Source organism: Thioalkalivibrio sp. ALE23 (assembly GCF_000378545.1).
Classification (GTDB): Bacteria; Pseudomonadota; Gammaproteobacteria; order Ectothiorhodospirales; family Ectothiorhodospiraceae; genus Thioalkalivibrio.
On the sequence record NZ_KB900032.1, the window covers coordinates 276,180 to 297,665 of the forward strand.

Genomic DNA, 21,486 nt, shown 5'->3' on the forward strand with positions numbered 1-21,486 from the left:
CGGGCGCTAGCCCTCCAGCTCCCGCAGCACGCGAAATCCCAGGTTGGTGTCCATTTCGTCCACGTTGCGGCGCCGGCGGGCGGCGCTGCGCGTGAGGACCGCCGGGTCGAACCACGAGCCGCCCTTGGTCACCAGCCACTCGTTGTCCGGCTCCGGCCCGTAAACCCCGTCGCGCGGCAGGCTGGCGTGGCTGTCGTGCCAGGGCGTCGCGGTGAACTCCTGCACGTTCCCGTGCATGTCGTACAGCCCCCACAGGTTCGGCTGAAAACTGCCCACATCCAGCGGCCGGTTCAGCGGAAAGCACGCCGGGATATACCACTTGCGCCGCTGGCGCCGCTCCTCGTACGGGAACAGCGAATTGAAATGCACGTCGCGGCAGCCCACCACCTCGCCGAACGCGAACGGCGTGGTCGTCCCCGCGCGGCAGGCATGTTCCCACTCGGCCTCGGTCGGCAGGCGGTAACGCTGCCCGGTCTCCTCGCTAAGCCACTCCAGATACTTGCGCACTCCCGCCGGCTTGATGTTGAACATCGGCGTGCGCGGCGTCTTCGGCCGCACCAGCCAGTCCCAGCGCTCATGGTCCGTAGCCTCCTCGAAGGCCAGCCACTCCTCAAGCGTGACCGTAAAACGGCCCAGCGCGAACGGCCGCTCCAGCGTCACCAGCCGCCGCGGGCCCTCGTGCTCCTGGCGCCCGAACTCCCGCGCATCGGAACCGATTTCGAGCTCTCCCGGCGGGATCACCACCAGCTCCGGCGTGGGCACGCCCGACCGGGCCTCGTCGCGGAAAACCGTGTCCCGGCGCGCCTCCCGCGCGGCCTGCTGCTGCAGCTCCAGCAATTGCGCCTGATCCATCTGCTGAACGTTCTTCGCCATCATCCCTCCGGGTGACTCCACGGCTCTACCCCATAAGGCAGCGCCCGGGGTGCCGGGTTCCCGCGAACCCGCCGGGCCCGCGCCTCGCCACAATGCCCTTGCAGCCACGGCGCCCGCACGCTAGCTTGCCACCCTGGGCGAGCCAAACGCCCGCAACCATGTCCGGACTCAGGGAGGAGCCGACGTGACCCCGACCGCATACCGCCCGCGGACCCGCGGGCTCACGCTCATCGAACTGCTCGTGGCCCTGGCGGTGTTCATCACGCTCAGTACCGTCGGCGTAAGCTCCATGCAGACCCTCGTCGACCGCAGCCGCGTGACCGCCACCACCAACCAGCTCCTCACCGCGCTGCATTTCACCCGCAGCGAAGCCGTGCGCCTCAACCATACCGTCACCCTCTGCGCCTCCCGCGACGGCCGCACCTGCACCGGTACCGACTGGAGCCATGGCTGGATCGCCTACCGCAACCCCCACCACCTCGATCAGCCCGCATCCGCCGAGGACATCTTGCGCGCAACCAGCCTCCCGGCCGGGCGCGGCATCGAGATTGCCGGCAACAGCCCGGTCCGCCATTACGTGAGCTACGGCAATGCCGGAATCTCGCGGCGCCACTCCGGCGCCCTGCAGATGGGCACCCTGCGCCTGTGCGGTCGCCATGCCGGCAGAAACCTCATCATCAACGCCGCCGGCCGGCCACGCACGGAGCCCGCCCCCTGTCCACACACGCCCGCCTGACCCGCCATACCCGCCACACACGGACCGCTCGGCCCGGCCAAACAACCGTTCGCGTGAACAGCCTTGCCCGGCGGGCGGGAATGGGTTTCACTGGAATCACCCAATATCCCATGGAACCCCGACATGCGTCGTCAAACCGGATTCACGCTCATCGAGCTCATGATCGTGGTCGCCGTGATCGCCATCATCGCGGCCATTGCCTATCCCATGTACCTCGACCAGGTGCGAAAGTCGCACCGCGGCGATGCCCAGGGGCAGATGCTTGCGCTCTCGCAGGCCATGGAACGCTGCTTTACGCGCTACAACAGCTACCAGACCTGCATTGACGACAACCATGTCGATCCCGGTGATTTCGATACCGACCGTTACACACTCTCGGTTTCGGAGGTCGACGATACGGAGTTCGAGGTTCAGGCGGCGCCCGGCACGACCGGCGGCCAGAACAACGACAAATGCGGCACCATGACCGTCGATCACCGGGGCGAGACCACCCCTGATGACGACAACTGCTGGAACTGACCGCCATGCGCCGCGCCCACTTTTCTTCCAGCAAGCCCCGCCACACCCGTGGCTTCACCCTCATCGAGCTGATGGTCACGCTCGCCGTGTTCGTCATCATCGTCACCATCGGTATCCCCGGGTTCCAGAATCTCGTGGCCCAGAACCGCGCGACCACTACGGCTAACGAACTGAACGTTGCTATGCATGCGGCTCGCAGCGCAGCGGTGACCCATCCGCGCGATACGGTGTCGGTATGTGCGGCGGATGTCGAAGAAGGTGCGAATGACCCGGACGCCCTTTCCTGTGGCGAAGAGGAAGACTGGGAGCTGGGCTGGATCGTCTATCGCGACGCAGATGATGGCAATGACGAGCTGATCCGCGTGCGACAACCCTTGCGAAGCAGCATCACCATCGAGGACTCAGGGATCGAGTCGGATGGCACCCTCGAATTCACCAATACGGGCACCCTCAACCCCGACACGGTCGACTTCTCGGGCGATGGTAATGTGACATTTGAAATCGATGTCACTACCGGGCGGGGCGCCGAACGCTGTGTCCGCGTGGGCGTAAGTGGACGCGCCCGTGTTGACCAGGAGGCCTGCGACTGATGAAGAACATGATCGACGACCCGACCCGTGTACCTGCCGGTGTCGTGACGTACCGCCGGATCAGCGGTCTGACGCTGATCGAAGTGCTCGTTGCCCTCATCGTCCTGTCCGTGGGCGTACTGGGCCTGGCCGGCCTGCAGATCACCTCGCTGCAGTACAGCCAGTCCAGCTATGAGCGCTCCATCGCCGTGATGCAGGCCAACGATCTGGTGGAACGCCTCTGGGCGGGGCTCTGCGACCCGGATGCCGATTTCTTCGACGACGGCAACGTGAATGTCGACGAGGACCCGATCGACGCGATCAAGGATGCCTGGGAGAACGATCACACAGGACTTCCGAATTGGGACGCGACCCTCGACGACGACTCGTCACCGATGATTCAGCTGACCATTTCATGGGACAGCCGCGTCGACGATGACGAAACCGAATCTTTCGAACATTACTTCCGCCTCCCCCGGATCGACTGCTGAGGCGGAAAGGAGCCAGAACATGCAACGGGCATTCTCGCGCATCCACGGAAGTGGCGGTTTCACCCTCATCGAGCTGATGGTGGGGCTGGTCCTCGGCCTGCTGCTTATCGGCGCCGTGATTTCGGTCTTCGTCTCCAACCAGGAAACCTACCGACTCAAGGCCGAACTCGACGATGCCCAGGAAGCCTTCCGCTTCGGATCGCATACTCTCAGCCGAGTAATCCGGCAGGGCACGGCCATCGAGGAGCCGGAGAACGACGAACAGCTACGCGTCGCCATGCGGCATACCGAGGCCGAAGACTGGACCGGCGTCAAGGATTGCCTTGGTCGCAGCATCACGGATTACGACGATTTTGACGCAGACGCGGGTGGCCTCGATGAGGTGGTCAACATCTTTTCCTTCCGAGACAACCCCGATCATGGCGGGCAAGACCTTGCCTGCGAGGTCGAAGCCCCGGACGGTAGCGACAATGCCGGCCCCCGAACCCTCGTGGAAGGGCTGTCGAACGATCTGGGTACCGGCGATGACTGGTTCGTGCGCTACGGGATGTCCGGCGAGACTTTCTGGCGGCAAAGCCTTTCCGACTGGGAGGAAGACCCGGACACCTGGGCGGATGTCCGCAGTGTCGCCATCCAGCTCGCCATGCAGTCGCGCCGCTCTGGAGAGGACATCGGCCGTTCAAGCCTGTTCGCCGCCACCATGCGCGATGCCGTTTTCGCCAGCGCAAACGGCGGCACCGGCGGAAATGGCGGTGGCACCGGTGGCGGGAACGGTGCCAACGGGAACGGCGACGAAACGGGAACGGCGACGACAACGGGAACGGTGACGACAACGGGAACGGCGACGACAACGGGAACGGTGACGACAACGGGAACGGCGGGCCTGGCAGCGGTGGCTGGGAAACGTGTCCTGAATCGGTAAGTGGCGGCGTAGAGGGTAACCACCGTGACAACTACGAATGGCGAGTGACCGATCTGAGCAACAATGAAGTATCCGGTAGTTGTGAGATTGGCGGCAGCAGAGGGAACGCCACGTATACCTGTGATTTCTCCTTCGCGGGCCTCGATGCGCGCATTCAGCGCATCGAGATCCTGCGTGACGGGGAGGTTGTTTCTGACGAGACCGTGACTCAGTGCGAAGTCGACTAATGGCTGGAGACGCAGTCATATCAGGAAGCCAGGGAAAACCTGGAAGTGAGGAATACAAATGACAAACCGCAGAAAACAGTCGGGTGCTGCCCTGGCCATCGGCCTTATCCTGCTCGTGGTGGCGACCCTGGTGACCCTTGCGGGTCTGCAGGGAGCCAACCTGCAGGAGCGGATGACGGGTAACCAGCTAAGCTCCAGTTCCGCTCATATGGCTGCAGAGGCCGGTGCTTCCGACCTGATTTCGTATATCGAGCAGTATGGATGGCCCGAAAGTGATCCGTCGAGTGAAGAGGAGTTTGTGCGCTCGGTGATTCAGGAAGGGCGACATTATGAGTTCGTTGATCCCCATGGGGGATCTATCGATTGGGATAGCCGCCCCTTGACGCTCGCTGTGCGCGGTTACCAGCGGACTCCCGATGGGGCGGAGATTCTTGGTGAATCAATGGTTCGAATAAGTCTGTCTCCGTCGGCAGGGCCTGCAGCCAATGCTCCGGCAGCAATTTCTTGTCTGGGTGATGGCTGTAATATTGAAGCGGGCGCGGGTCAGGGGGCTGACGAAGGCTTCGGTACCGTATCCGGCTTTGACCATCCAATCCCTGACCTGTCTTGTAGCGGTGCTGGGTGTCGAATGGAGCCAGAAGGGGAAAACCGTGACTTGCCGGCCGTTCCTTCGGTATATCTGGACGACCCTGATGCCAGTACCATCGGAGCTGGCGGCAATCATGACCCGTATCAGGGGCTTGATGCGGACGGCAACCTGGTCGAAGGTCGTGGTAACGATGTGGCCTTGACCAAGGATGACTTTGATGATGATCCTGACACCGGCGAATCCACCTCGCCTACCCGGCAATCGATTTTTGGGGATAGCGAGCCGGAAACTTCATTAGAGAGTGGTCGAACCGACATGTCAGAGTTGTCGGGGAGTGATCATGAGGTGGGCACTTTGGTGGTGGATGGTCAAGATGTGGAGATGGGCGGTAATGCGTTGTTTGTCGGTCTGATTTTTATCGAAAATTGTGGCACTTTGGACATGGGCGGGAACCCCAATGTGTACGGCGCTGTAATCATTGATTCTACCGGTTGTCCGGATGAAGACTACGCAGAAAGGCATTGTGGTGGGGATCTTAATAATTGTGAATATGATGCGTTCCCCGCTAACGGTACGCCGGCAGTAAGATATAGCCGAGAGGCTTTGGATCGGGCTGGTGGTGGTGCTGGCTCCGGGGTGAATGTGTCTGGCTGGAGCGAATATTTGCGGTAACTTTGGTTGGGGCTCGGGACGTTGGGTTGATGGAGCGATTGAGGGTCGTCTCGGATCGGGGGTTGTGCGAGGTGCGTTACTGCGCTTAAATTACGCGTATTCTGGCTGGCCTTCTTTCTTTGTTCTTTTTTGGTTACTTTCGCTGAGTGCCTGGATGCGTTGTGAGCTTGAGGATTAATAGGGTTGCCAGCCTTTCATGGCTTTGCGCTGGGGCTGTTATGTAATTGTGCGAGGTGCTGCTCGTAGAGCTCCCATATCCGCGGGGCGATCGCCCCGCGTGATCCGGGATAGGTGAGGCGGTCGGGGTCGAAGTCGGTCAGGTATTCGATCTCGGTGCAGCGCAGTTCGCCGGCGATCACGTTGAAGATGAGCAGCTGGGTCCCGCGTTCGGCCAGCGGGACCAGGGCACCGATCACGCCGGTGTCGTTCAGCCCGGGGTCGCCCCGGGCGTCGCCTTCCTCGGCCGGCGGGCGCACCAGAGTGCCCAGCAGTTCCTGGAACGCCTGGTCGCAGGCATAGCACACCTCCGGGGCGCGCAGACCCTGTACCCGTTCGCAGGCCGCGCGGATGTCGTCATCCGGCAGCATGGTGCGTTCGGGCGGCAGGGTCACGCGGTTGGCGCTGCCGTTGGGCAGCAGTCGCGGCACCGATTCGCGGCAGGAGGGACAGTGCCAGGTGGCTACGCGAGGGCCTTCGACGATATTGCTCGGGGGCATGCGACACCGCTGGTTGCGTATACGTCCGGCGAGTATACGATCCCGCCGCACCCGCCCAAAATCGCGCCGCATCGCGCAGGGGGCTGCGCTCCCACAAGGTAACCCCGGCCCGTAGGAGGCCAGCCCTCTGGCCGATTGGGGTATCCTGCGATGCCGCATCGCGTTGAGGCTCGCACTCCTCGCTCGTTCCCGTGTCCGGCTCTTGACATTGGGACGATCCGGTCGCAGCATCCATTATGCGAGTCGGGTAGCGTTGCCTTATCCTGCAATGTTTGGAGTTCCGTTACTCCCTCGGCTCCCTCAAAATGTCTGAATGGCCGCCATCAGGGCGGCCTTTTTGTAAGCGGGCAGGGAAGCCATGCATCTCCTTTACCTGGATGAGTCAGGGAGCGTCGCGAATTCGGCCGAGGATTTCTTCGTCCTGGCTGGCGTGAGTGTCTTCGAGCGCAAGGCCCATTTCCTCGAGGACGAGCTTAACGCGATTGCGGCCCGCTTCGATCCACAAAATCCTCACGGTGTCGAGCTCCATGGCTCTCCCATGCGCAGCGGCAAGAATGCCTGGCGCAGGGTCTCTCGGGAAGATCGGACGCAGGCCATGGAGGATGCACTGGATGTTGTGGTGAGGCATCACCCTCAGGGCGTTCGCCTGTTTGGCGGAGCCGTGCGCAAGACGGGGATTCCGGGCGAAGATCCTGTGGAACACCTTTTCGAGCAACTTTGCACTGTTCCTGAAGCGCTGCTACGCCCGGCACGGCGATCCTCAGCGGGGCCTGATTCTTCTGGATAAATCCTCTACCGAGCAGCGGATTCAGTCTCTGGCGCGAGATTTCAAGCACTACGGACACGCCTGGGGAAAGACGTACAACTACGCCGAAGTCCCGGTGTTCCTTGATTCGAGAGCGTCGCGTTTGATCCAGCTGGCGGATCTGGTGGCCCATGCGATCTATCGGCATCACGAACGCGGGACAGCGCGCTGTTCAACCGAATTTCGCACTGTTTCGATTCGCAGGGACCGACGCGACACGGGTATTACGTGCGTGATTGACCGCGCGCTGGATCGCGCAGGGGGCTGCGCTCCCACAAGGTAACCCCGGCCCGCAGGAGGCGAGCCCTCTCGCCGATTTGGGTGTTGGACAGGCCCGATCGGCCAGAGGGCTGGCCTCTTACGGGGAAGGCTTCGGGATGTAGTGAACAGCCGGAAGCCCGTCGAAATCGGCGTCCTGAGTCCAGAGGTCGGCCTGATGGGCGCGCGCGGTGGCGTAGATGATGCTGTCGGCGAGCGGGAGACCATGCTGGTTGCCGAGATTGGCGGCGGACAGGGCCAAAGGCCCCGTGAGTTCGACGAGTTCGCCCTGCTGCATCAATGCGGCTGCCTGCAAGGCTGCCGCCTCGCCTCGTTGCTGGAGTACCCGTTTGAAGACTTCGTAGAGGCTGATCGTTGGGACGATCAGTTCTCGCGTGGTCTCGATGGCGTCTGCAAAAACTTCGGCATTGGGACCGTCGGCAAAGTATTCCAGCCACGCGGACGAATCGACCACGTTCACACGCGATCTCCCTCGCGCGGGACATCAGGGTCAATGCCCTTGAGGAACCCCCGCATGTCGCTCATACGCCGCTCGGGAATCAGTTCGATACGGTCGTCGTACGCAATAATCTGCACCTTCTGGCCTGCACGAAGATGCAGCGCCTCGCGTACCGCCCTGGGGATGACGACCTGATATTTCGGAGAGATGGTGAGGGCTTCCATTTTCAGCACCCTGATCGATCGATAATTCGTTTTACCAATGTATCATCGATCCCGAAGATGGGCGAAGGTTCCCGCACTCCCCCTCCTCTCGTGGAGGCCCGCTCTCTGGCCGATCGGGCCAGCCCCGGTGCCGGATCGCGCAGGGGGCTGCGCTCCCACAAGGCGCCCCCGGCCCGTAGGAGGCGAGCCCTCTCGCCGATCGCGGCGTTCGTCGACGGGTTTCAGGCGAAATAGGCGGGTTCGTTGCCGGGCTTCCACTTGATGTTGCAGCCGAGGCTGGGGTGCTGGGGCTCGGGCGCGGGCTGGCCGGCGAGCAGGGCCTCGGTGGCGTTGCGCAGGTCTTCGCCGGTGACGGGCTGGTCGCTGCCGGGACGGGTGCTGTCGAACTGGCCGCGGTAGTAGAGCTTGCGCTCGGCGTCGAACAGGTACAGATCCGGGGTGCAGGCGGCCTGGTAGGCCCTGGCCACGGACTGGTCTTCGTCGAGGCAGTAGGGGAACTTGTAGCCGAAACGGCGGGCGTCGTCGCGCATCGCGTCGGGGGCGTCTTCGGGGACGGCCTCGATGTCGTTGGAGTTGATGGCGATCACTGCGATGCCCTTTTCGGTGTATTCACGCCCGTAGCGCGCGAACTCGTGGCGGATGAGCTGCACGAAGGGGCAGTGGTTGCAGATGAACGCGATCATGTAGCCCTTGGCGTCGGGGAAGCTGTCCAGGCTGATGGTCTCGCCGGAGACGACATCGGGCAGCTGGAAGTTGGGGGCTTCGGTGCCCAGCTCGATCATCTGCGAGGGGGTGCGTGCCATCGGTTGTGCTCCTGTCTGTGGTTTTCAGAGATGCCCGCTATTATAGGGGCCGCCCCGGGGTTGCTTGAAATGCCCGGGCGCGGCCCGCATGCTTGCCTTTAACCAAGTACAGGAGTCAGGAATATGGGCTGGGTGACCGGCACCGTGCAGGAACGCAAGCAGTGGACCGACCGCCTGTTCTCGCTGCGCATCGATGCGGACGTGGAACCGTTCGTGGCCGGGCAGTTCAACCGTCTGCGCATGGAGATCGACGGCGAACTGGTGGGGCGGCCGTACTCGTACGTGAACGCCCCGGACGAGCGCCCGCTGGATTTCTACATGATCACCGTGCCGGACGGGCCGCTGTCCAACCGCCTGGTGCAGCTCGAACCCGGCGACACGGTGGAGCTGATGCCGCGTGCCACGGGGTTTTTCACCCTGAACGAGATCCCTGACGGACGTGACCTGTGGCTGCTGTCGACGGGGACCGGGATCGGGCCGTTCCTGTCCATCCTGAAGACCGACGAGCCCTGGGAGCGCTTCGAGAACATCCGTCTGGTGCATGCGGTGCGCCACGCCGAGGAGCTGACCTACCAGGACACCATTGCGGGCTTTTCGGAGCGCGATGCGCAGCGGTTCCAGTACATCCCCTTCGTCAGCCGTGAGGCACACCCCGGTGCCATCCAGGGGCGCATCACCACGGCGCTGTCGGAGGGCGAGCTGGAGGCGCAGGCGGGAATCGATTTTTCGCCGGAGCACTCCCAGGTGATGCTCTGCGGCAACCCCGACATGGTTTCCGACACCCAGGCCCTGCTGCGCGAACGGGGCCTGGAGAAGAACCGCCGCCGCAAGCCGGGGCATCTCACCACCGAAAGCTACTGGTAGCCCCGATCGGCCAGAGGGCTGGCCTCCTACGGCCGGGGGAGGTCTCGTAGGAGCGCAGCCCCCTGCGCGATCCGGCGCCGGGGATGGCCCGATCGGCCAGAGGGCTGGCCTCCTACGGCCGGGGAGGGTCTGGTAGGAGCGCAGCCCCCTGCGCGATCCGGGGCGGTGTCAATCGGTCAGGTTGGCGGACCAGGCGCGGATCAGGCCGGCGACGTAGCGGGTGTGTTCCGGGCGTGAGAGCAGGTGGTCGACGCGGTTGAGGGCGACGAAGCTGCGCGGGTGCTGCGCCATGCGGAAGATATGCCCGGCGTGGTCGACGTTGACCACGGTATCCCCGGGGGCATGCAGCAGCAGGATCGGTCGGTTGAGCCGGGCCAGCGCGGTCTCCAGCGTGGGCTCCTCGATGGATTCCAGCAGCGCCCGGCCGATGGTGACCGGGCGCCCCCCGATGATCAGCCGGGCGTGTCCCTCGCGCGCGATCTCCTCGGCGTGGTCCTGGAACAGGTGGCGCACGTGCCCGGGGCGGCTGGGGGCGGCGATGGTGACCACGCCGTCGACCTCCGGGCGCTCGGGGGCGACGAGAATGGCCAGCGCTCCGCCGAAACTGTGGCCGAGCAGCAGGGTGGGCTCCGTGTCCGGATGATGCGCGGCGAGGGTGTCCAGTGCCGCTTCGAGGTCTTCGTGGCCGGTCTGGAGGGTGGAGTCCGCGAACGTCCCTTCGGATTCGCCAAGGCCCGCGAAATCGAAGCGCAGGGTGGCGTAGCCCTCCTCGGCCAGCGCGCGGGCCAGGCGCACGGTGGCGGGGAAGTCCTTGGAACAGGCGAAGCAGTGGGCGATGCAGGCCTTGCCGCGCGGTGGCCCGTCGGGTTCCACCAGGACGCCGCTCAGCCGGACTCCGCGCGGCGTGGGGATGGACAGCGAGGTGTTGCGTATGGCCATGTTCCGGTCTCCGAAGTGGCGGGATGGTCGGGGCTGTGGCCCCGGCCGGACCGGTCTGGGATGATACGCGAGGCGACGGACTCCGGGGAGCGGACGTGGAATACGACAGCGAGATCAGGGCACGACTGACGGAACTGGAGGCGGAGCACCGGGCGCTGGATTCGGCGATCGCCGCCATGCACGCCGGGCCGTCCCCGGATTTTCTCGAGATCCGTCGGCTGAAGAAGCGCAAGCTTCAGCTCAAGGACACCATTGCGCGGCTGCGCAGCCGCCTGATCCCGGATCTGAACGCCTGAGGAAGGCGCGGTGGCGGGAGGGGGCGCAAAAAAACGGCGCCCCGGAGGGCGCCGTCAACAGGGTCCATCCCGTTCGTGTGATGAGGCTAAAGGCTTCGGTCAGCCCCAGATGTCCGCGGTAATGCCGGCGTACCAGCCGCGGGTGTACTGCGCTTCCTGCTCACGGAAGCGGCTGGATGCACCCGTCGGGCTGACACCGCCGGCGCCTTCCACGCCGGCCATCTGGCCGTCCTTGAACTGGTACACCGCCGCCACGCTGATGCCGTAGTCCGGCGTGACCAGGCTGTAGCAGGTGTTCACCGCGGTCGGGGTGATCGGATCGCGGCCGGCCAGTTCGTGGCTGATCGCGGCGGCGACCATCTTGCCCTGGGTGTTGGCGGAATGGCCCGACTTCGGCATCGCACCGGCCACGGAGGCGTCGCCCAGCACATAGATGTTGTCGTCACGCTCGGACCTGAAGGTGTCCTGGCGCACCGGGCACCAGCCCTCCGCGTTGGTGAGTCCGGCGTCGTGCATGACCTGGTTGGCGTGCTGGGCCGGGATGAAGTTCATCACGTCGGCCTCGACCCGCTCGAAACCGGCTTCGGTCACCGCGGTCATGTTGCGGACGTCGATCTCCTCGACCAGACCGCCGTCCGAGGCCGGGCGCCATTCGATCATGTCGCCGTATTCCTGTTCCCAGCCTTCTTCGAACAGGCCCTGCTTGGAGAAGCCGTCCTTCTGGTCAAGGATGATGATCTTGGAGCGGGGCTTCTCCTGCTTGAAGTAGTTCGCGATCAGGGACACGCGCTCATACGGCCCGGGCGGGCAGCGGAAAGGGTTCGGCGGGGCCACCATCACGAACGTGCCGCCATTGGGCATGTCTTCGAGCTGCTGGCGCAGGATACGGGTCTGGTCACCGGCCTTCCAGGCGTGCGGGATGCGCTCGGCGTCGGCCTCGCTGATGCCCTCGGTGCGGTCGTAGCGGAAATCGATGCCCGGGGACATGACCAGCTTGTCGTACTGCAGGGTCTCGCCACTGGCGAGACGGACGTTGCGGCCGTCGGCGTCCACCGCGGTCACGCGATCCTGCACGACCCGGACCCCGTGGCGGCTTTCCAGCGCGCCGTAGGTCTGTTCGATGAAGTCCATGTCGACGATGCCGCCCAGCACCCAGTTACTGCCATAGCAGGTGTAATAGCGGGCGTTGGGCTCGACCAGGGTGACGTTGAGTTCCGGCGAATACCTTTTCAGGTACTTCGCGGCGGTGGCGCCACCGGAGCCACCACCGACCACGACGACATGGGCCTTTTCGGGGGCACGCGTCTTGTGCGGCGCACAGCCGATGCCGGTCAGGGCCACGGCGCTCCCCGCGCCGACGACCTTGATGAAATTACGGCGGGAAAATTCCTGCATGATGTCTCTCCCTCTCTTGTGTGCTGGGCCGTTCACTGGCCGAAGTAGGCGGCCAGGGCCTCGATTTCCTCATCGGTGTAGCCGGTGGCGTGACGGTCCATGACCGTGGCCGGGCGTTCGCCATCGCGGAACGCCTTCATCTGGCTGACAATGAGGCTGGAGGGATAGTTACTGAGATCCGGGGCACCCCCGGCCTCGGCGGACGCGGCGCTGTGGCAGTTCACGCAGGTGTCGGCCATCAGCTGTCCACGCGTGATTTCGTCGCCGGCCGTGGCCTGAGCGAACGGAATGGCAAGGGCCACGGCCCCGACCAGCCCCGCGAAAGTAAGGCGCGATTTCTTCATTGTTACGGACTCCTCCGTCTTGAAGGTTTGCTGTTTTAGCGGCGACAGCCGTGATGCGCTGCCTTCATCCTCCGGCCCGGTGTGACGATCCGGGCTCTTCATTGGCGCGGCCGGGTTCATGCCCGGCCTTGCGCATGATCTCGCCTTGGGTCGATCATTGCCTCGACGGTATAGCACAAAAAAAAATCGTTTTCGATTAGCGTTTTCTAAGACAGCAAGGGGATGGAACCATGATCGAGGAGCGGCGACGTCATCCGCGGATACCGATGACGGTCAACGTGGTGGTATCGGCGGGCGATGGCGAGCCGGTGACCCTGACCACCAATGACATCTCCGGTGGCGGGGCCTTCCTGCGCTGGGAGGAGGGGCAGAAACCGGACCTCAGGGGCTTGCTCGAGCTCGAGTCGGACGACGAGCTGATGCTGCAGGTCTTCGGCCTGCTGGGGGATGGTGACGCGCCACCGAAGGTTCGTGCCCAGGTCGTGCGTGTGCACGAGGACGGCATTGCGGTGCGCTTCGACCCCGAGGCCCTCGGCGGCTGAACGCGCGGGATCGGCCGCGGGGTAACCCAATCGGCCAGAGGGCTGGCCTCCTACGGCTGGGGGCTTGTAGGAGCGCAGCCCCCTGCGCGATCCGGCGCCGGGGGTGGCCCCTGATCGGCCAGAGGGCTGGCCTCCTACGGTCGGGGGGTAGGAGGCCGGCCCTCCGGCCGACCGGGGCCAAACCGCCTAATGCGCCGTCGTCCGCTCCTGGGCCAGCACCCACGGGGCGGCCACGATGGCGGTGAACACCGGATCGGCCTCGGTCCAGCGGCGGGCGTCCTCGTCGGAGGCGCGCGCCACCTGGCCGCTGGCCAGCCACGCGCTGACCTCGTGGGTGGCATCGTCACGGAAGGCGCGGGCCACCTCGATCAGGTCCAGTTCGGGCGCCACGCGAATCACGACACCGCGGGCGAAATGGGGCATCAGCTCGCTCCAGCGGATGGGGCCGGCCTCCTCCTCGATGGGGATTTCGGCCTCGGGGTCGGCCGGTGGTTCGACGGGAAGATCGCTGGGTTCGGACATGGTGGCTCGGCTGTGTCGCATGCGGATTTCAGATGCGGTTCAGGCTAGGCGGATACCCTTGGCACTGCAACCGTCCGTCGAACTCAGTCAGGGAGAGATTGTTGATGTTGTCCAGTGTGTGGGGAATCCGAATGTCCCGTCTTGCCCCCGTGGTGTTCCTTCTGATCCTGTTGCTGGCGGGGGGCGCCGGTGCGCGCGAGGACGGGGCGGATCGCAACCCGGTGTGGACGCTGGACGAGGCGGTCGAACAGGTGGAGGCGCTGTATCCCGGGCGGATCCTTTCGGCCCGGGAAAATGACGGCGAGGGCAGCGTACGGGTCTTCGTGGTGCGTATCCTGACCGAGAATCAGGAGGTCCGGACGCTGCGGATCGAACAGGGCACGGAGGTGCAGCGATGAACCTGCGAATCGTGCTGGTGGAGGATGATTCGGCGCTGCGCGGCCAGCTGGCCGGAGAGCTGCAGGAATCGGGCTGCCGGGTGGACACCGCCGCCGATGGCGACACCGGGCTGTATCTGCTGACCGAATACAACTGTGACATCGCCGTGGTGGACCTGGGCCTGCCCGGGATGGACGGCCTGGACGTGATCCGCCGGACCCGCGAACACAAGCCGCGGCTGCCGATCCTGGTGCTGACCGCCCGTGACCGCTGGCAGGACAAGGTCGAGGGTCTGGAGGCAGGCGCCGACGACTACCTGACCAAACCCTTCCACGTGGAGGAGCTGGTGGCGCGCCTGCGCGCGCTGGCGCGGCGCAGCCTGCAGTCGGGGCACGAGGCGCTGCGCTTTGGCCCGCTGGTGATCGACACCGCCTCCGATGCCGTGTGGCTGAACGGCGAGGGCGTGAGCCTGACCACCTTCGAGTACCGCCTGCTGCTGCATCTGGCCCGCCAGCCCGGCCGGGTGCTGAGCAAGGACGCCCTGGCCGACTATCTCTACGAGCACGACGATGACCGCGAGAGCAACGTGATCGAGGTGCTGATCGGGCGCCTGCGGCGCAAGCTGGACCCGGACGGCGGGCTGGGCGTGATCGAGACCCTGCGCGGCCGCGGTTATCGTTTCGCCCTGCAGCCCGACGCCGCTTCGGCCGACGCCTGAACGGTTACGTCACGCCCTTCCATGGCCCTTGCCGAGCGTTCCCTGGCCGATCGCGCCGCCCGCGCGCCGTTGCTCCTGCGCATGGGGCTGGTGGCGGTGGCGGTGGTGCTGCTGTTCTCGGTGCTGACCGCATGGGTGCTGGAAACCGCCTTTCGCGACAATGCCGCGGACGCGGCCGAAACCCGGCTGGAGGCGCAGGTGCTGCTGCTGATGGGCATGGTCGAGGTGCTCGCGGAAGACGACGTGCGGGTGCCGCAGATGCTGCCGGAGAGCCGGCTGCAGCTGCCCGGCGGCGGGCTGTACGCGCGCATCCTCGGGCCCACCGGCGATACCGTCTGGCGTTCGCCGTCGGCGGTGGCCACCGAACTGAATGACTGGACGCGCGACGAATACTTTGCCTACAGCATGACGGTGCGCTGGCAGCTGGATGGCGAATCGGTGCCGCTGGTGTTCCAGATGCTGGAGGATCGCAGCGCATTCGACGAGCAGGTCGAAAGCTACCGCTACAGTCTGTGGCAGGGCCTGCTGACCATGACCCTGTCGCTGATCGTGGCCCTGATCCTGGCGTTGTGGTTCTGGGGCCTGCGGCCGCTGCGCAGGGTGCGCGCGGAGCTGGACGCCCTGCGCCACGGTGACCGGGTGCATCTGGAGGGACCGTATCCGCGCGAGATCGGGGCGCTGACCGGCTCCATCAACGACCTGATCGACTTCGAGCGCGAGCGCCTGGTGCGCCAGCAGAACGCACTGGCGGATCTTGCCCACAGTCTCAAGACCCCGATCGCCTCGCTGCGCCTGAATCTGGAAGGGCACGCCCCCGATCACGAAGACCTGCGGCGCCAGGTCGACCGCCTGCAGGCGATGGTCCAGCACCAGCTCAACCAGGCCCAGCGGGTGGGCCCGGTGCCGTTCCAGACGCCCGAGCCCCTGGCCCCGGTGATCGAGCGCACCTGCCGCGCCCTGCGGCGGCTGGCGGAGCACCAGGGGGTGTCGCTGGAGACCGATGTGGCGGAGGGCTGTGCCCTGCGCATGGATTCGGGCGCGATGCTTGAACTCCTGGGGAATCTGCTGGACAACGCGGTGCGCCACGCCCGCTCGCGGGTGCGGATCACCACACACTGCGATGAGCGGGAAACCGTGCTGACGGTGGATGACGACGGGCCCGGGATCGACCCGGCCGATCGCGAGCGGGTCCTGGAACGCGGCCAGCGGGCCGACACGCGCGAAGACGCGGACGGACAGGCGGCGGGCCAGGGCCTGGGGCTCAGCATCATCCACACCCTGGTCAGCGATCATGGTGGTCAGCTGGAGATCGAGCGTGCGCCGGAGCTGGGTGGCGCGCGGCTGCGGCTGGTGTTCGCCCCGGTCGGCGACTGAGGCCCGTGTGCGCCCGTCTCAGAGCCGGAAGTCCTCCAGCGAGGCCTCGGGCGCCCGCCCCAGCAGCCCGTCGCGCACCAGCGCCGCCGCGCCGCAGGCAAAGGTCCAGCCGAGATGCCCGGCGCCGGTGTTGAGATGCAGACCCGGTACCGCCGTGGGCCCCAGGATCGGCGTACCGCGATCGCTCATCGGGCGCAGCCCGGCCCAAGGGGCCATGGTCTCGCGGTCGAGCTCCGCCGGCAGCGCGGTCAGCGTGCGCCGGCACTGGGCCAGCACGTTGGCTGCGCGTCGGGGTTCCATGCGCGCGTCGGTGCCGGCGAACTCGGCGGTGCCGGCCAGCCGCAGCTGATCGCCCAGCGGGGTCATGACCACCTTGTTGGCGTCGTCGATCAGCGGCAGGTTCAGTCGCCGTTCGGCATCCATCGGCAGGCTCAGGGAATAGCCCTTCACCGGGGCCACCGGCAGGTGCAGCCCGAGCGGGCGCAGCAGCGCCGGGGCCTCGTGTCCGCTCGCGACTACGCAGGCATCGGCTGCAATCGGTCCCTCATCGGTCTCGATCGCGTCGATTCGCCCCTGGAACGTGCGCAGCCGCCGCACCCGTGTCGCGGGCCGGTAGCGCAGGCCGCGGTCCCGCGCCAGCTCGAGCAGTCCGGTGGTGAAGCGGCGCGCATCCCCGATGGCATCATCCGGGAAATACAGCCCGCCGCAGAGTTCGTCGCGCACCCCGGCCAGCGCCGGTTCGCGGTTGATCACCTGCTCGGTGTCCCAGGCCTCGAACCGCACGCCCTCGTCCTGCATGGCCTCGGCCGCATGCCGGTTGCGGGCGAGGCTGTCCGGATCGCGGAAGACCTTGAGGATGCCGGATTCACGGAAGTCGAAGTCCAGGCCGGAGCCGGCCAGCTCCCGATTCAGGCGCCGGGTCTCGCGCAGGGAGAAGGCGGCCAGGCGGGCGTTGACCAGGGCGTGCCGCTGGAAGGCCGAACGCCGGCTGTGCCACAGAAACCGCAGACCCCAGCCGGCCAGTCCCGGCAGGGCGCGCGGGCGCATCAGCAGCGGGGAGTCCTCGCGCCCCAGATAGCGCAGCAGGTCGAGGCCCACGCCGGGGGTGTTCCAGGGCTCGGCATGGCTGGCGTGCAGCATGCCGCCGTTGGCATGGCTGGCGCCGGCCGCCGGTTCCGTCGCGGCATCCAGGAGGGTGACATCGAGTCCGGCCTCGCGCAGATACCACGCGGTGGTGACCCCCATCACGCCGGCTCCGATGACCACCACATGCATGCGCTCCCCTCCCGTTGCCTACAAAGATCCGGCAAAGCGTTTGATCAGCGTGTCGTACTCGCGTTCCAGGCGCTGTGCCGAGACCTTTTCGCGGGTGCCCAGCTCCTGGGCGAACTGCGATACGCGGAACTCCTCGATGCGATAGCGAAAGGCCAGGACATCGGGGTCGTCGGGACGGCGCTCGAGCAGGTCGCGGGCCTTCTGCCACAGCGGTTCCACGGCCACCCGGCCGGCGCGGTCCTTGTCCGGGGCCCGGGTCAGGCGTTCCAGGCGCCGGTCGATGGCCTGCAGGTAGCGCGGGAACTCGGGCAGCACGTCGGGCGGGGTGCTCAGCAGGAAGTCCGGCGGTACCAGGGCGTCGAGCTGATCGCGGATGTCGCGCGCCGCCTCGATCCAGGACAGTGGCAGATCGCCGTGCAGCCGGCTGCGCAGGTCGTGCCAGCGGGCGAGGATGTCGGCTGCCAGGCGGGCCAGTTCGGTAGCGGCCGGACCCAGTTCGCTGCGCCCGGCTTCCAGTCGCTCGGCGAAGGCCTCGGCATCGCGCGGCCATTGTTCCGGGGCGTCGGCGAGGAACACCCGGTCGGCCGCCGCCTCCAGTACCTGGTCGCGCAGGGCGATGCCCTCACCCCGGCCTTGTCCCAGCGTGGCGTAATGCAGGCTGGCACGGTCCATGTCCGGCAGCTGGCGCTTGAGATCGCGCACCGCCGGGCGCAGGGCCAGCAGGAACAGCCGGCGCAGTCCGGCGCGATGGCGGCGCTCGGCCGCGGCGGGGTCGGGTTCCAGCTCCAGTGACACGCTGTCACCGCGGTCCACCAGCACCGGGAAGGCGCGCATGCGGGCGCCCTGGTGTTCGTGCTCCACGCTCTCCGGCAACGCGCCGAAGTCCCATTCGGTGATGCCCTCGCGCTGGGGGCCGCTCGTCGGGCCGGGGTCGAAGGTGGCCTCCGCGGTGCCGCCGAGTTCGGCCTTGAGCGCCGGCAGGTCGCGCCCGGCGGTCAGCTCGTTCCCGTCCGGGTCGAGGATGCGAAAGCGCAGGATCAGGTGCGGTTCGAGCGTGTCCGGGCGCCAGGCGTCGGGCGGGATGGCGGTGCCGGTCATGCGCTCCAGTTCTTCCGCCAGCGCCGGCAGCAGCGGGCCCTGGCGGTGCTCCAGCCGGGCCAGCGCGGCGCGGGCGAAGTCCGGCGCCGGCACGAACTGGCGCCGGAGGCTCTTGGGCAGGCTCTTCAGCAGTGCCGTGACCCGTTCTTCCAGCAGGCCCGGCACCAGCCAGTCGCCCAGCCAGTCCGGCACCGCGTTGAGTGCCGCTACCGGGACGTCCACGGTCACCCCGTCGTCTTCCTGCCCGGGCTCGAAGCGGTAATGCAGCGGCAGGCGCAGGCCCTCCAGTTCGAGGTGGTCGGGGTAGGCGCCCTGCGGCAGGGATTCTTCGGGTTCGTTGCGCAGTTCGGCGGGGTCGATGCGCAGGCAGTCGGGGTCCTTCTGCTCGCGTTTGCGCACCCAGCGCTCGAACGACGGGCCGTCACGCACGTCCTCCGGGATGCGCGCGGCGTAGAACTCGAACAGCCGGTCCTCCTCGGCCAGCAGGTCGCGGCGCCGGCCGCGGGCCTCCTCCTCGGTGATCGCGGCCACCGCCTCGCGGTTGGCGCGCACGCCGCGCGAACGGGTGCGCAGCTGGCCGCCGACCAGTCCCTCGCGAATGAATATCCGCCGGGCCTCCTCGGGGTCGTGGCGGGCGAAGTCCACCGGCTTCTTCGCCGCGACCACCAGGCCGTAGAGGGTGATGCGGTCGTAGGCGCCCACCCGCCCGCTCCGACGCTGAAAATGGGGTTCGAAGATATGATGGCGCAGCAGGTGCGGGGCCACCTCCAGCAGCCAGTCGGGTTCGATGCGCGCGTTCTCGCGGGCGTACACCCGGGTGGTCTCGGCGATCTCCGCGCTGACCACCCAGTTGGGCTTTTTCTTCGCCAGCACCGAGCCCGGATGGATCTGGAAGCGGCGGTTGCGCGCGCCGAGGTAGTCGCCGCGTTCGGTCTTCTGCCCGATCTGGCTGACCAGCCCGCTCAGCAGGGCGCGGTGCACGGACTCGGGTTCGGCCGTCGCGCGGCCCGGGTGCAGTTCCATGTCGCGCGCCAGGCGCAGCAGCTGGCTGCGCAGCTCCTGCCATTCGCGCATGCGCATGAAGTTGAGGAAGTGTTCGCGGCACCAGCGCTTCAGGGCGTTCGAACCGCGGGCCTCGCGCGCGTCGTGCCAGGCCTGCCACAGCCGCAGCATGCCCATGAAGTCGGAGCCCTCGACGCGGAACTCGGCATGCGCGGTGTCGGCCGCCTGCGTGGCATCGGCGGGGCGCTCGCGCGGGTCCTGCAGGGACAGGAACGCGGCGATGGTGGCGGTCTCGGTCACGCAGCCATGTTCGGCGCCGGCCAGCAGCATCGCCCCGTGGCGCGGATCCACCGGCATGCGCGAGAGCTGACGGCCGCGCTCCTGCAGACGATGGCCGGCATCCACCGCCCCCAGTTCCTCCAGCGGGCGGTAGCCGTCCTTGATCAGGCGCGAATCCGGCGGGTCGACGAACGGGAAGCGCCGCGGGTCGCCCAGTTTCAGCGCGGCCATCTGCAGGATCACCGAGGCCAGATTGGAGCGCTGGATCTCCGGGTCGGTGAAGGCCGGGCGCTGCTGGTAGTCCTCCTCGGAGAACAGGCGGATGCAGACCCCCGGCCCGAGGCGGCCGCAGCGGCCGGCGCGCTGGTCGCAGGCGGCCTGTGACACCGGTTCGAGGCTCAGCCGCTGCACCCGCGTGCGCCACGAATAGCGCGACACCCGGGCCAGCCCGGAGTCGATCACGTAGCGGATGCCGGGGACCGTCAGCGCGGTCTCGGCGACGTTGGTGGCGAGCACGATGCGCCGGCCCGAGTGCGCCTGGAACACTCGCGACTGCTCGCGCGCCGACAGCCGGGCGTACAGCGGCAGGACCTCGGTGTCGGGCGCGGATTCCTCGCCGCGCAGGGCGCGGTGGGCATCGCGGATCTCGCGTTCGCCCGGCAGGAACACCAGGATGTCGCCGGGGCCGGCGCGGCGGCATTCGCGCACCGCGTCGCGGATGCCGGTGAACAGGTCGCGTTCGCCGCCGTCACCGTCTTCGTCGTCGTCTGCGGCATCCGGTTCCAGCGGGCGGTAGCGCAGCTCCACCGGGTAGGTGCGCCCGGGCACGTCGATCATCGGGGCGTCGTCGAAGAACCGCGACAGGCGTTCCGGGTCCAGGGTGGCCGAGGTGATGATCACCCGCAGTTCGGGGCGCTTGCGCACCAGGCGCTGCAGGACCCCCATCAGGAAGTCGATGTTGAGGCTGCGCTCGTGGGCCTCGTCGACGATGACGGTGTCGTAGGCCAGCAGCTCGGGGTCGTGGGCCATCTCGGCCAGCAGCATGCCGTCGGTCATCAGGCGGACGAAGTTGTCCGGCCCGGTGCGGTCGGAGAAGCGGACCTTGCAGCCCACCGCGGCGCCGGACTCCTCGCCCAGCGGGGTGCCCAGCTCCTCCGCGATGCGCGCGGCCACCGAGCGCGCGGCGATGCGCCGCGGCTGGGTGTGGCCGATCAGGCCGCCACGCCCGCGCCCGGCTTCCAGGCACAGCTTGGGCAGCTGGGTGGTCTTGCCGGAACCGGTCTCGCCGGAGAGCACGATCACGGAGTGGGTGCGGATCGCCTCGATGATCCGCTCGCGTTCCGCGTGCACCGGGAGATCCCCGGTATATACGGGCTGCGGCCGACGCGCCTCGGCCGCGGCCTCGCGTTGCTGTTCGGTCGCGAGGCGCTGCTGCAGGTTGCGGGCCAGGCGGTCGAACGCCTGGCCACGGTCGCGCCGGCGTCGCGCGCGGCGGAGCAGGTCCTGCAGGTCGCGCCGTTCGGCAATGCGCTGGAGACCGTCGACTTCGGCGGACAGCGCGTCGAGATCCGGCGCGGCGCTCTCCCCGGTCTCCAT

26 protein-coding genes are annotated in these 21,486 nt (G+C 66.8%); 15 read left to right on the top strand and 11 right to left on the bottom strand.

Going from position 1 to position 21,486, the window contains the following annotated elements; translation table 11 throughout:
- Nucleotides 1-6: 6 nt before the first annotated feature.
- The gene (locus F573_RS0105020; RefSeq protein ID WP_019021687.1) at nt 7-873 is read right to left on the bottom strand and encodes a formylglycine-generating enzyme family protein; all 867 of its coding nucleotides are present in this window, start codon (nt 871-873) and stop codon (nt 7-9) included.
- Between the two features lie 184 nt (nt 874-1,057).
- On the opposite strand from F573_RS0105020, the gene F573_RS0105025 reads away from it, so the two are divergent.
- The 7 genes from F573_RS0105025 (at nt 1,058) to F573_RS14795 (ending at nt 5,598) form a co-directional block, all read left to right on the top strand.
- Nucleotides 1,058-1,609, top strand: coding sequence for a GspH/FimT family pseudopilin (locus F573_RS0105025; RefSeq protein ID WP_019021688.1), 552 nt, complete (start codon nt 1,058-1,060; stop codon nt 1,607-1,609).
- A 123-nt stretch (nt 1,610-1,732) separates the two neighbouring features.
- Nucleotides 1,733-2,128 (top strand): type IV pilin protein, encoded by a 396-nt coding sequence (locus F573_RS0105030; protein WP_019021689.1) that lies wholly within the window; start codon nt 1,733-1,735, stop codon nt 2,126-2,128.
- Between the two features lie 5 nt (nt 2,129-2,133).
- Nucleotides 2,134-2,718, top strand: coding sequence for a GspH/FimT family pseudopilin (locus F573_RS14615; RefSeq protein ID WP_019021690.1), 585 nt, complete (start codon nt 2,134-2,136; stop codon nt 2,716-2,718).
- Nucleotides 2,718-3,188 (top strand): type IV pilus modification protein PilV, encoded by a 471-nt coding sequence (pilV, locus tag F573_RS14620; protein ID WP_019021691.1) that lies wholly within the window; start codon nt 2,718-2,720, stop codon nt 3,186-3,188. Before F573_RS14615 ends, pilV begins: the two co-directional genes overlap by 1 nt.
- Before the next feature lie 19 nt (nt 3,189-3,207).
- Nucleotides 3,208-4,110 carry a prepilin-type N-terminal cleavage/methylation domain-containing protein gene (locus F573_RS15210; RefSeq protein ID WP_019021692.1) on the top strand — a complete coding sequence of 301 codons (903 nt, stop codon included), beginning with the start codon at nt 3,208-3,210 and terminating at the stop codon, nt 4,108-4,110.
- A 44-nt stretch (nt 4,111-4,154) separates the two neighbouring features.
- Nucleotides 4,155-4,337, top strand: coding sequence for a hypothetical protein (locus tag F573_RS15215; RefSeq protein WP_019021693.1), 183 nt, complete (start codon nt 4,155-4,157; stop codon nt 4,335-4,337).
- 58 nt (nt 4,338-4,395) lie between these two features.
- Nucleotides 4,396-5,598, top strand: coding sequence for a PilX N-terminal domain-containing pilus assembly protein (locus F573_RS14795; protein WP_081619207.1), 1,203 nt, complete (start codon nt 4,396-4,398; stop codon nt 5,596-5,598).
- A gap of 194 nt (nt 5,599-5,792) precedes the next feature.
- Here F573_RS14795 and F573_RS0105060 read toward each other — a convergent pair whose 3' ends face one another.
- Nucleotides 5,793-6,314: a hypothetical protein gene (locus tag F573_RS0105060; protein ID WP_026300804.1), complete on the bottom strand. Its 522-nt coding sequence runs from the start codon at nt 6,312-6,314 to the stop codon at nt 5,793-5,795.
- Nucleotides 6,315-6,672: 358 nt separating this feature from the next.
- On the opposite strand from F573_RS0105060, the gene F573_RS15495 reads away from it, so the two are divergent.
- On the top strand, nt 6,673-7,101 hold the full coding sequence (locus F573_RS15495) for a DUF3800 domain-containing protein (protein ID WP_255349430.1): 429 nt from the start codon (nt 6,673-6,675) through the stop codon (nt 7,099-7,101).
- A gap of 19 nt (nt 7,102-7,120) precedes the next feature.
- The gene (locus tag F573_RS15500) at nt 7,121-7,402 is read left to right on the top strand and encodes a DUF3800 domain-containing protein (RefSeq protein ID WP_255349432.1); all 282 of its coding nucleotides are present in this window, start codon (nt 7,121-7,123) and stop codon (nt 7,400-7,402) included.
- 75 nt (nt 7,403-7,477) lie between these two features.
- On the opposite strand, the gene F573_RS0105070 is transcribed toward F573_RS15500, so the two are convergent.
- From F573_RS0105070 to F573_RS0105080, 3 genes are all read right to left on the bottom strand, one after another.
- Entirely contained in the window at nt 7,478-7,858 is a 381-nt protein-coding gene (locus F573_RS0105070) for a type II toxin-antitoxin system VapC family toxin (RefSeq protein ID WP_019021697.1), read from the bottom strand.
- Nucleotides 7,855-8,061 (bottom strand): AbrB/MazE/SpoVT family DNA-binding domain-containing protein, encoded by a 207-nt coding sequence (locus tag F573_RS0105075; RefSeq protein ID WP_019021698.1) that lies wholly within the window; start codon nt 8,059-8,061, stop codon nt 7,855-7,857. The genes F573_RS0105070 and F573_RS0105075 overlap by 4 nt, the downstream gene beginning before the upstream one ends.
- A gap of 221 nt (nt 8,062-8,282) precedes the next feature.
- A complete protein-coding gene (locus F573_RS0105080; RefSeq protein WP_019021699.1) occupies nt 8,283-8,864 on the bottom strand; it encodes a thioredoxin family protein in 582 nt (193 codons plus the stop codon).
- A gap of 123 nt (nt 8,865-8,987) precedes the next feature.
- Here F573_RS0105080 and F573_RS0105085 point away from each other — a divergent pair, with 123 nt between their 5' ends.
- Complete coding sequence (locus F573_RS0105085) at nt 8,988-9,728, top strand: ferredoxin--NADP reductase (protein ID WP_019021700.1); 741 nt, start codon at nt 8,988-8,990, stop codon at nt 9,726-9,728.
- Nucleotides 9,729-9,896: 168 nt separating this feature from the next.
- Here F573_RS0105085 and F573_RS0105090 read toward each other — a convergent pair whose 3' ends face one another.
- The gene (locus F573_RS0105090) at nt 9,897-10,667 is read right to left on the bottom strand and encodes a S9 family peptidase (RefSeq protein ID WP_019021701.1); all 771 of its coding nucleotides are present in this window, start codon (nt 10,665-10,667) and stop codon (nt 9,897-9,899) included.
- Between the two features lie 95 nt (nt 10,668-10,762).
- Here F573_RS0105090 and F573_RS0105095 point away from each other — a divergent pair, with 95 nt between their 5' ends.
- Entirely contained in the window at nt 10,763-10,963 is a 201-nt protein-coding gene (locus F573_RS0105095; RefSeq protein ID WP_018869247.1) for a YdcH family protein, read from the top strand.
- A gap of 99 nt (nt 10,964-11,062) precedes the next feature.
- Here the strand turns inward: F573_RS0105095 and F573_RS0105100 are convergent, their stop codons facing one another.
- Both F573_RS0105100 and F573_RS0105105 read right to left on the bottom strand, forming a co-directional pair.
- On the bottom strand, nt 11,063-12,358 hold the full coding sequence (locus F573_RS0105100) for an NAD(P)/FAD-dependent oxidoreductase (RefSeq protein WP_018869248.1): 1,296 nt from the start codon (nt 12,356-12,358) through the stop codon (nt 11,063-11,065).
- Between the two features lie 32 nt (nt 12,359-12,390).
- Nucleotides 12,391-12,702: a c-type cytochrome gene (locus tag F573_RS0105105; RefSeq protein ID WP_018869249.1), complete on the bottom strand. Its 312-nt coding sequence runs from the start codon at nt 12,700-12,702 to the stop codon at nt 12,391-12,393.
- A gap of 230 nt (nt 12,703-12,932) precedes the next feature.
- Between F573_RS0105105 and F573_RS0105110 the strand changes: the two genes are divergently transcribed.
- Complete coding sequence (locus F573_RS0105110) at nt 12,933-13,244, top strand: PilZ domain-containing protein (RefSeq protein WP_018869250.1); 312 nt, start codon at nt 12,933-12,935, stop codon at nt 13,242-13,244.
- A 186-nt stretch (nt 13,245-13,430) separates the two neighbouring features.
- Here the strand turns inward: F573_RS0105110 and F573_RS0105115 are convergent, their stop codons facing one another.
- Entirely contained in the window at nt 13,431-13,766 is a 336-nt protein-coding gene (locus tag F573_RS0105115) for a DUF2288 domain-containing protein (RefSeq protein WP_018869251.1), read from the bottom strand.
- A 131-nt stretch (nt 13,767-13,897) separates the two neighbouring features.
- Here F573_RS0105115 and F573_RS0105120 point away from each other — a divergent pair, with 131 nt between their 5' ends.
- The 3 genes from F573_RS0105120 to F573_RS0105130 are packed head-to-tail and all read left to right on the top strand — an operon-like array spanning nt 13,898 to nt 16,236.
- Nucleotides 13,898-14,164, top strand: coding sequence for a hypothetical protein (locus F573_RS0105120; RefSeq protein ID WP_018869252.1), 267 nt, complete (start codon nt 13,898-13,900; stop codon nt 14,162-14,164).
- Entirely contained in the window at nt 14,161-14,862 is a 702-nt protein-coding gene (locus tag F573_RS0105125; protein WP_018869253.1) for a response regulator transcription factor, read from the top strand. The genes F573_RS0105120 and F573_RS0105125 overlap by 4 nt, the downstream gene beginning before the upstream one ends.
- A 21-nt stretch (nt 14,863-14,883) precedes the next feature.
- A complete protein-coding gene (locus tag F573_RS0105130) occupies nt 14,884-16,236 on the top strand; it encodes an ATP-binding protein (protein WP_019021702.1) in 1,353 nt (450 codons plus the stop codon).
- Nucleotides 16,237-16,254: 18 nt separating this feature from the next.
- Here F573_RS0105130 and F573_RS0105135 read toward each other — a convergent pair whose 3' ends face one another.
- Nucleotides 16,255-17,511, bottom strand: coding sequence for an FAD-dependent oxidoreductase (locus F573_RS0105135; protein WP_019021703.1), 1,257 nt, complete (start codon nt 17,509-17,511; stop codon nt 16,255-16,257).
- Between the two features lie 18 nt (nt 17,512-17,529).
- Complete coding sequence (gene hrpA, locus F573_RS0105140; RefSeq protein ID WP_019021704.1) at nt 17,530-21,486, bottom strand: ATP-dependent RNA helicase HrpA; 3,957 nt, start codon at nt 21,484-21,486, stop codon at nt 17,530-17,532.

Excerpts from the sequence above, each read along its gene's own strand:
- F573_RS14615 (WP_019021690.1), top strand. The coding sequence starts at position 2,134 with ATGCGCCGCGCCCACTTTTCTTCCAGCAAGCCCCGCCACACCCGTGGC.
- pilV (WP_019021691.1), top strand. The coding sequence starts at position 2,718 with ATGAAGAACATGATCGACGACCCGACCCGTGTACCTGCCGGTGTCGTG.
- F573_RS0105120 (WP_018869252.1), top strand. The coding sequence starts at position 13,898 with ATGTCCCGTCTTGCCCCCGTGGTGTTCCTTCTGATCCTGTTGCTGGCG.
- F573_RS0105130 (WP_019021702.1), top strand. The coding sequence starts at position 14,884 with ATGGCCCTTGCCGAGCGTTCCCTGGCCGATCGCGCCGCCCGCGCGCCG.
- F573_RS0105020 (WP_019021687.1), bottom strand. The coding sequence starts at position 873 with ATGGCGAAGAACGTTCAGCAGATGGATCAGGCGCAATTGCTGGAGCTG.
- F573_RS14795 (WP_081619207.1), top strand. The coding sequence starts at position 4,396 with ATGACAAACCGCAGAAAACAGTCGGGTGCTGCCCTGGCCATCGGCCTT.
- F573_RS0105060 (WP_026300804.1), bottom strand. The coding sequence starts at position 6,314 with ATGCCCCCGAGCAATATCGTCGAAGGCCCTCGCGTAGCCACCTGGCAC.
- F573_RS0105080 (WP_019021699.1), bottom strand. The coding sequence starts at position 8,864 with ATGGCACGCACCCCCTCGCAGATGATCGAGCTGGGCACCGAAGCCCCC.
- hrpA (WP_019021704.1), bottom strand. The coding sequence starts at position 21,486 with ATGGAGACCGGGGAGAGCGCCGCGCCGGATCTCGACGCGCTGTCCGCC.
- F573_RS0105030 (WP_019021689.1), top strand. The coding sequence starts at position 1,733 with ATGCGTCGTCAAACCGGATTCACGCTCATCGAGCTCATGATCGTGGTC.
- F573_RS0105090 (WP_019021701.1), bottom strand. The coding sequence starts at position 10,667 with ATGGCCATACGCAACACCTCGCTGTCCATCCCCACGCCGCGCGGAGTC.
- F573_RS0105100 (WP_018869248.1), bottom strand. The coding sequence starts at position 12,358 with ATGCAGGAATTTTCCCGCCGTAATTTCATCAAGGTCGTCGGCGCGGGG.
- F573_RS0105110 (WP_018869250.1), top strand. The coding sequence starts at position 12,933 with ATGATCGAGGAGCGGCGACGTCATCCGCGGATACCGATGACGGTCAAC.
- F573_RS0105115 (WP_018869251.1), bottom strand. The coding sequence starts at position 13,766 with ATGTCCGAACCCAGCGATCTTCCCGTCGAACCACCGGCCGACCCCGAG.
- F573_RS0105125 (WP_018869253.1), top strand. The coding sequence starts at position 14,161 with ATGAACCTGCGAATCGTGCTGGTGGAGGATGATTCGGCGCTGCGCGGC.
- F573_RS15495 (WP_255349430.1), top strand. The coding sequence starts at position 6,673 with ATGCATCTCCTTTACCTGGATGAGTCAGGGAGCGTCGCGAATTCGGCC.
- F573_RS0105105 (WP_018869249.1), bottom strand. The coding sequence starts at position 12,702 with ATGAAGAAATCGCGCCTTACTTTCGCGGGGCTGGTCGGGGCCGTGGCC.
- F573_RS15210 (WP_019021692.1), top strand. The coding sequence starts at position 3,208 with ATGCAACGGGCATTCTCGCGCATCCACGGAAGTGGCGGTTTCACCCTC.
- F573_RS0105075 (WP_019021698.1), bottom strand. The coding sequence starts at position 8,061 with ATGGAAGCCCTCACCATCTCTCCGAAATATCAGGTCGTCATCCCCAGG.
- F573_RS0105085 (WP_019021700.1), top strand. The coding sequence starts at position 8,988 with ATGGGCTGGGTGACCGGCACCGTGCAGGAACGCAAGCAGTGGACCGAC.
- F573_RS0105135 (WP_019021703.1), bottom strand. The coding sequence starts at position 17,511 with ATGCATGTGGTGGTCATCGGAGCCGGCGTGATGGGGGTCACCACCGCG.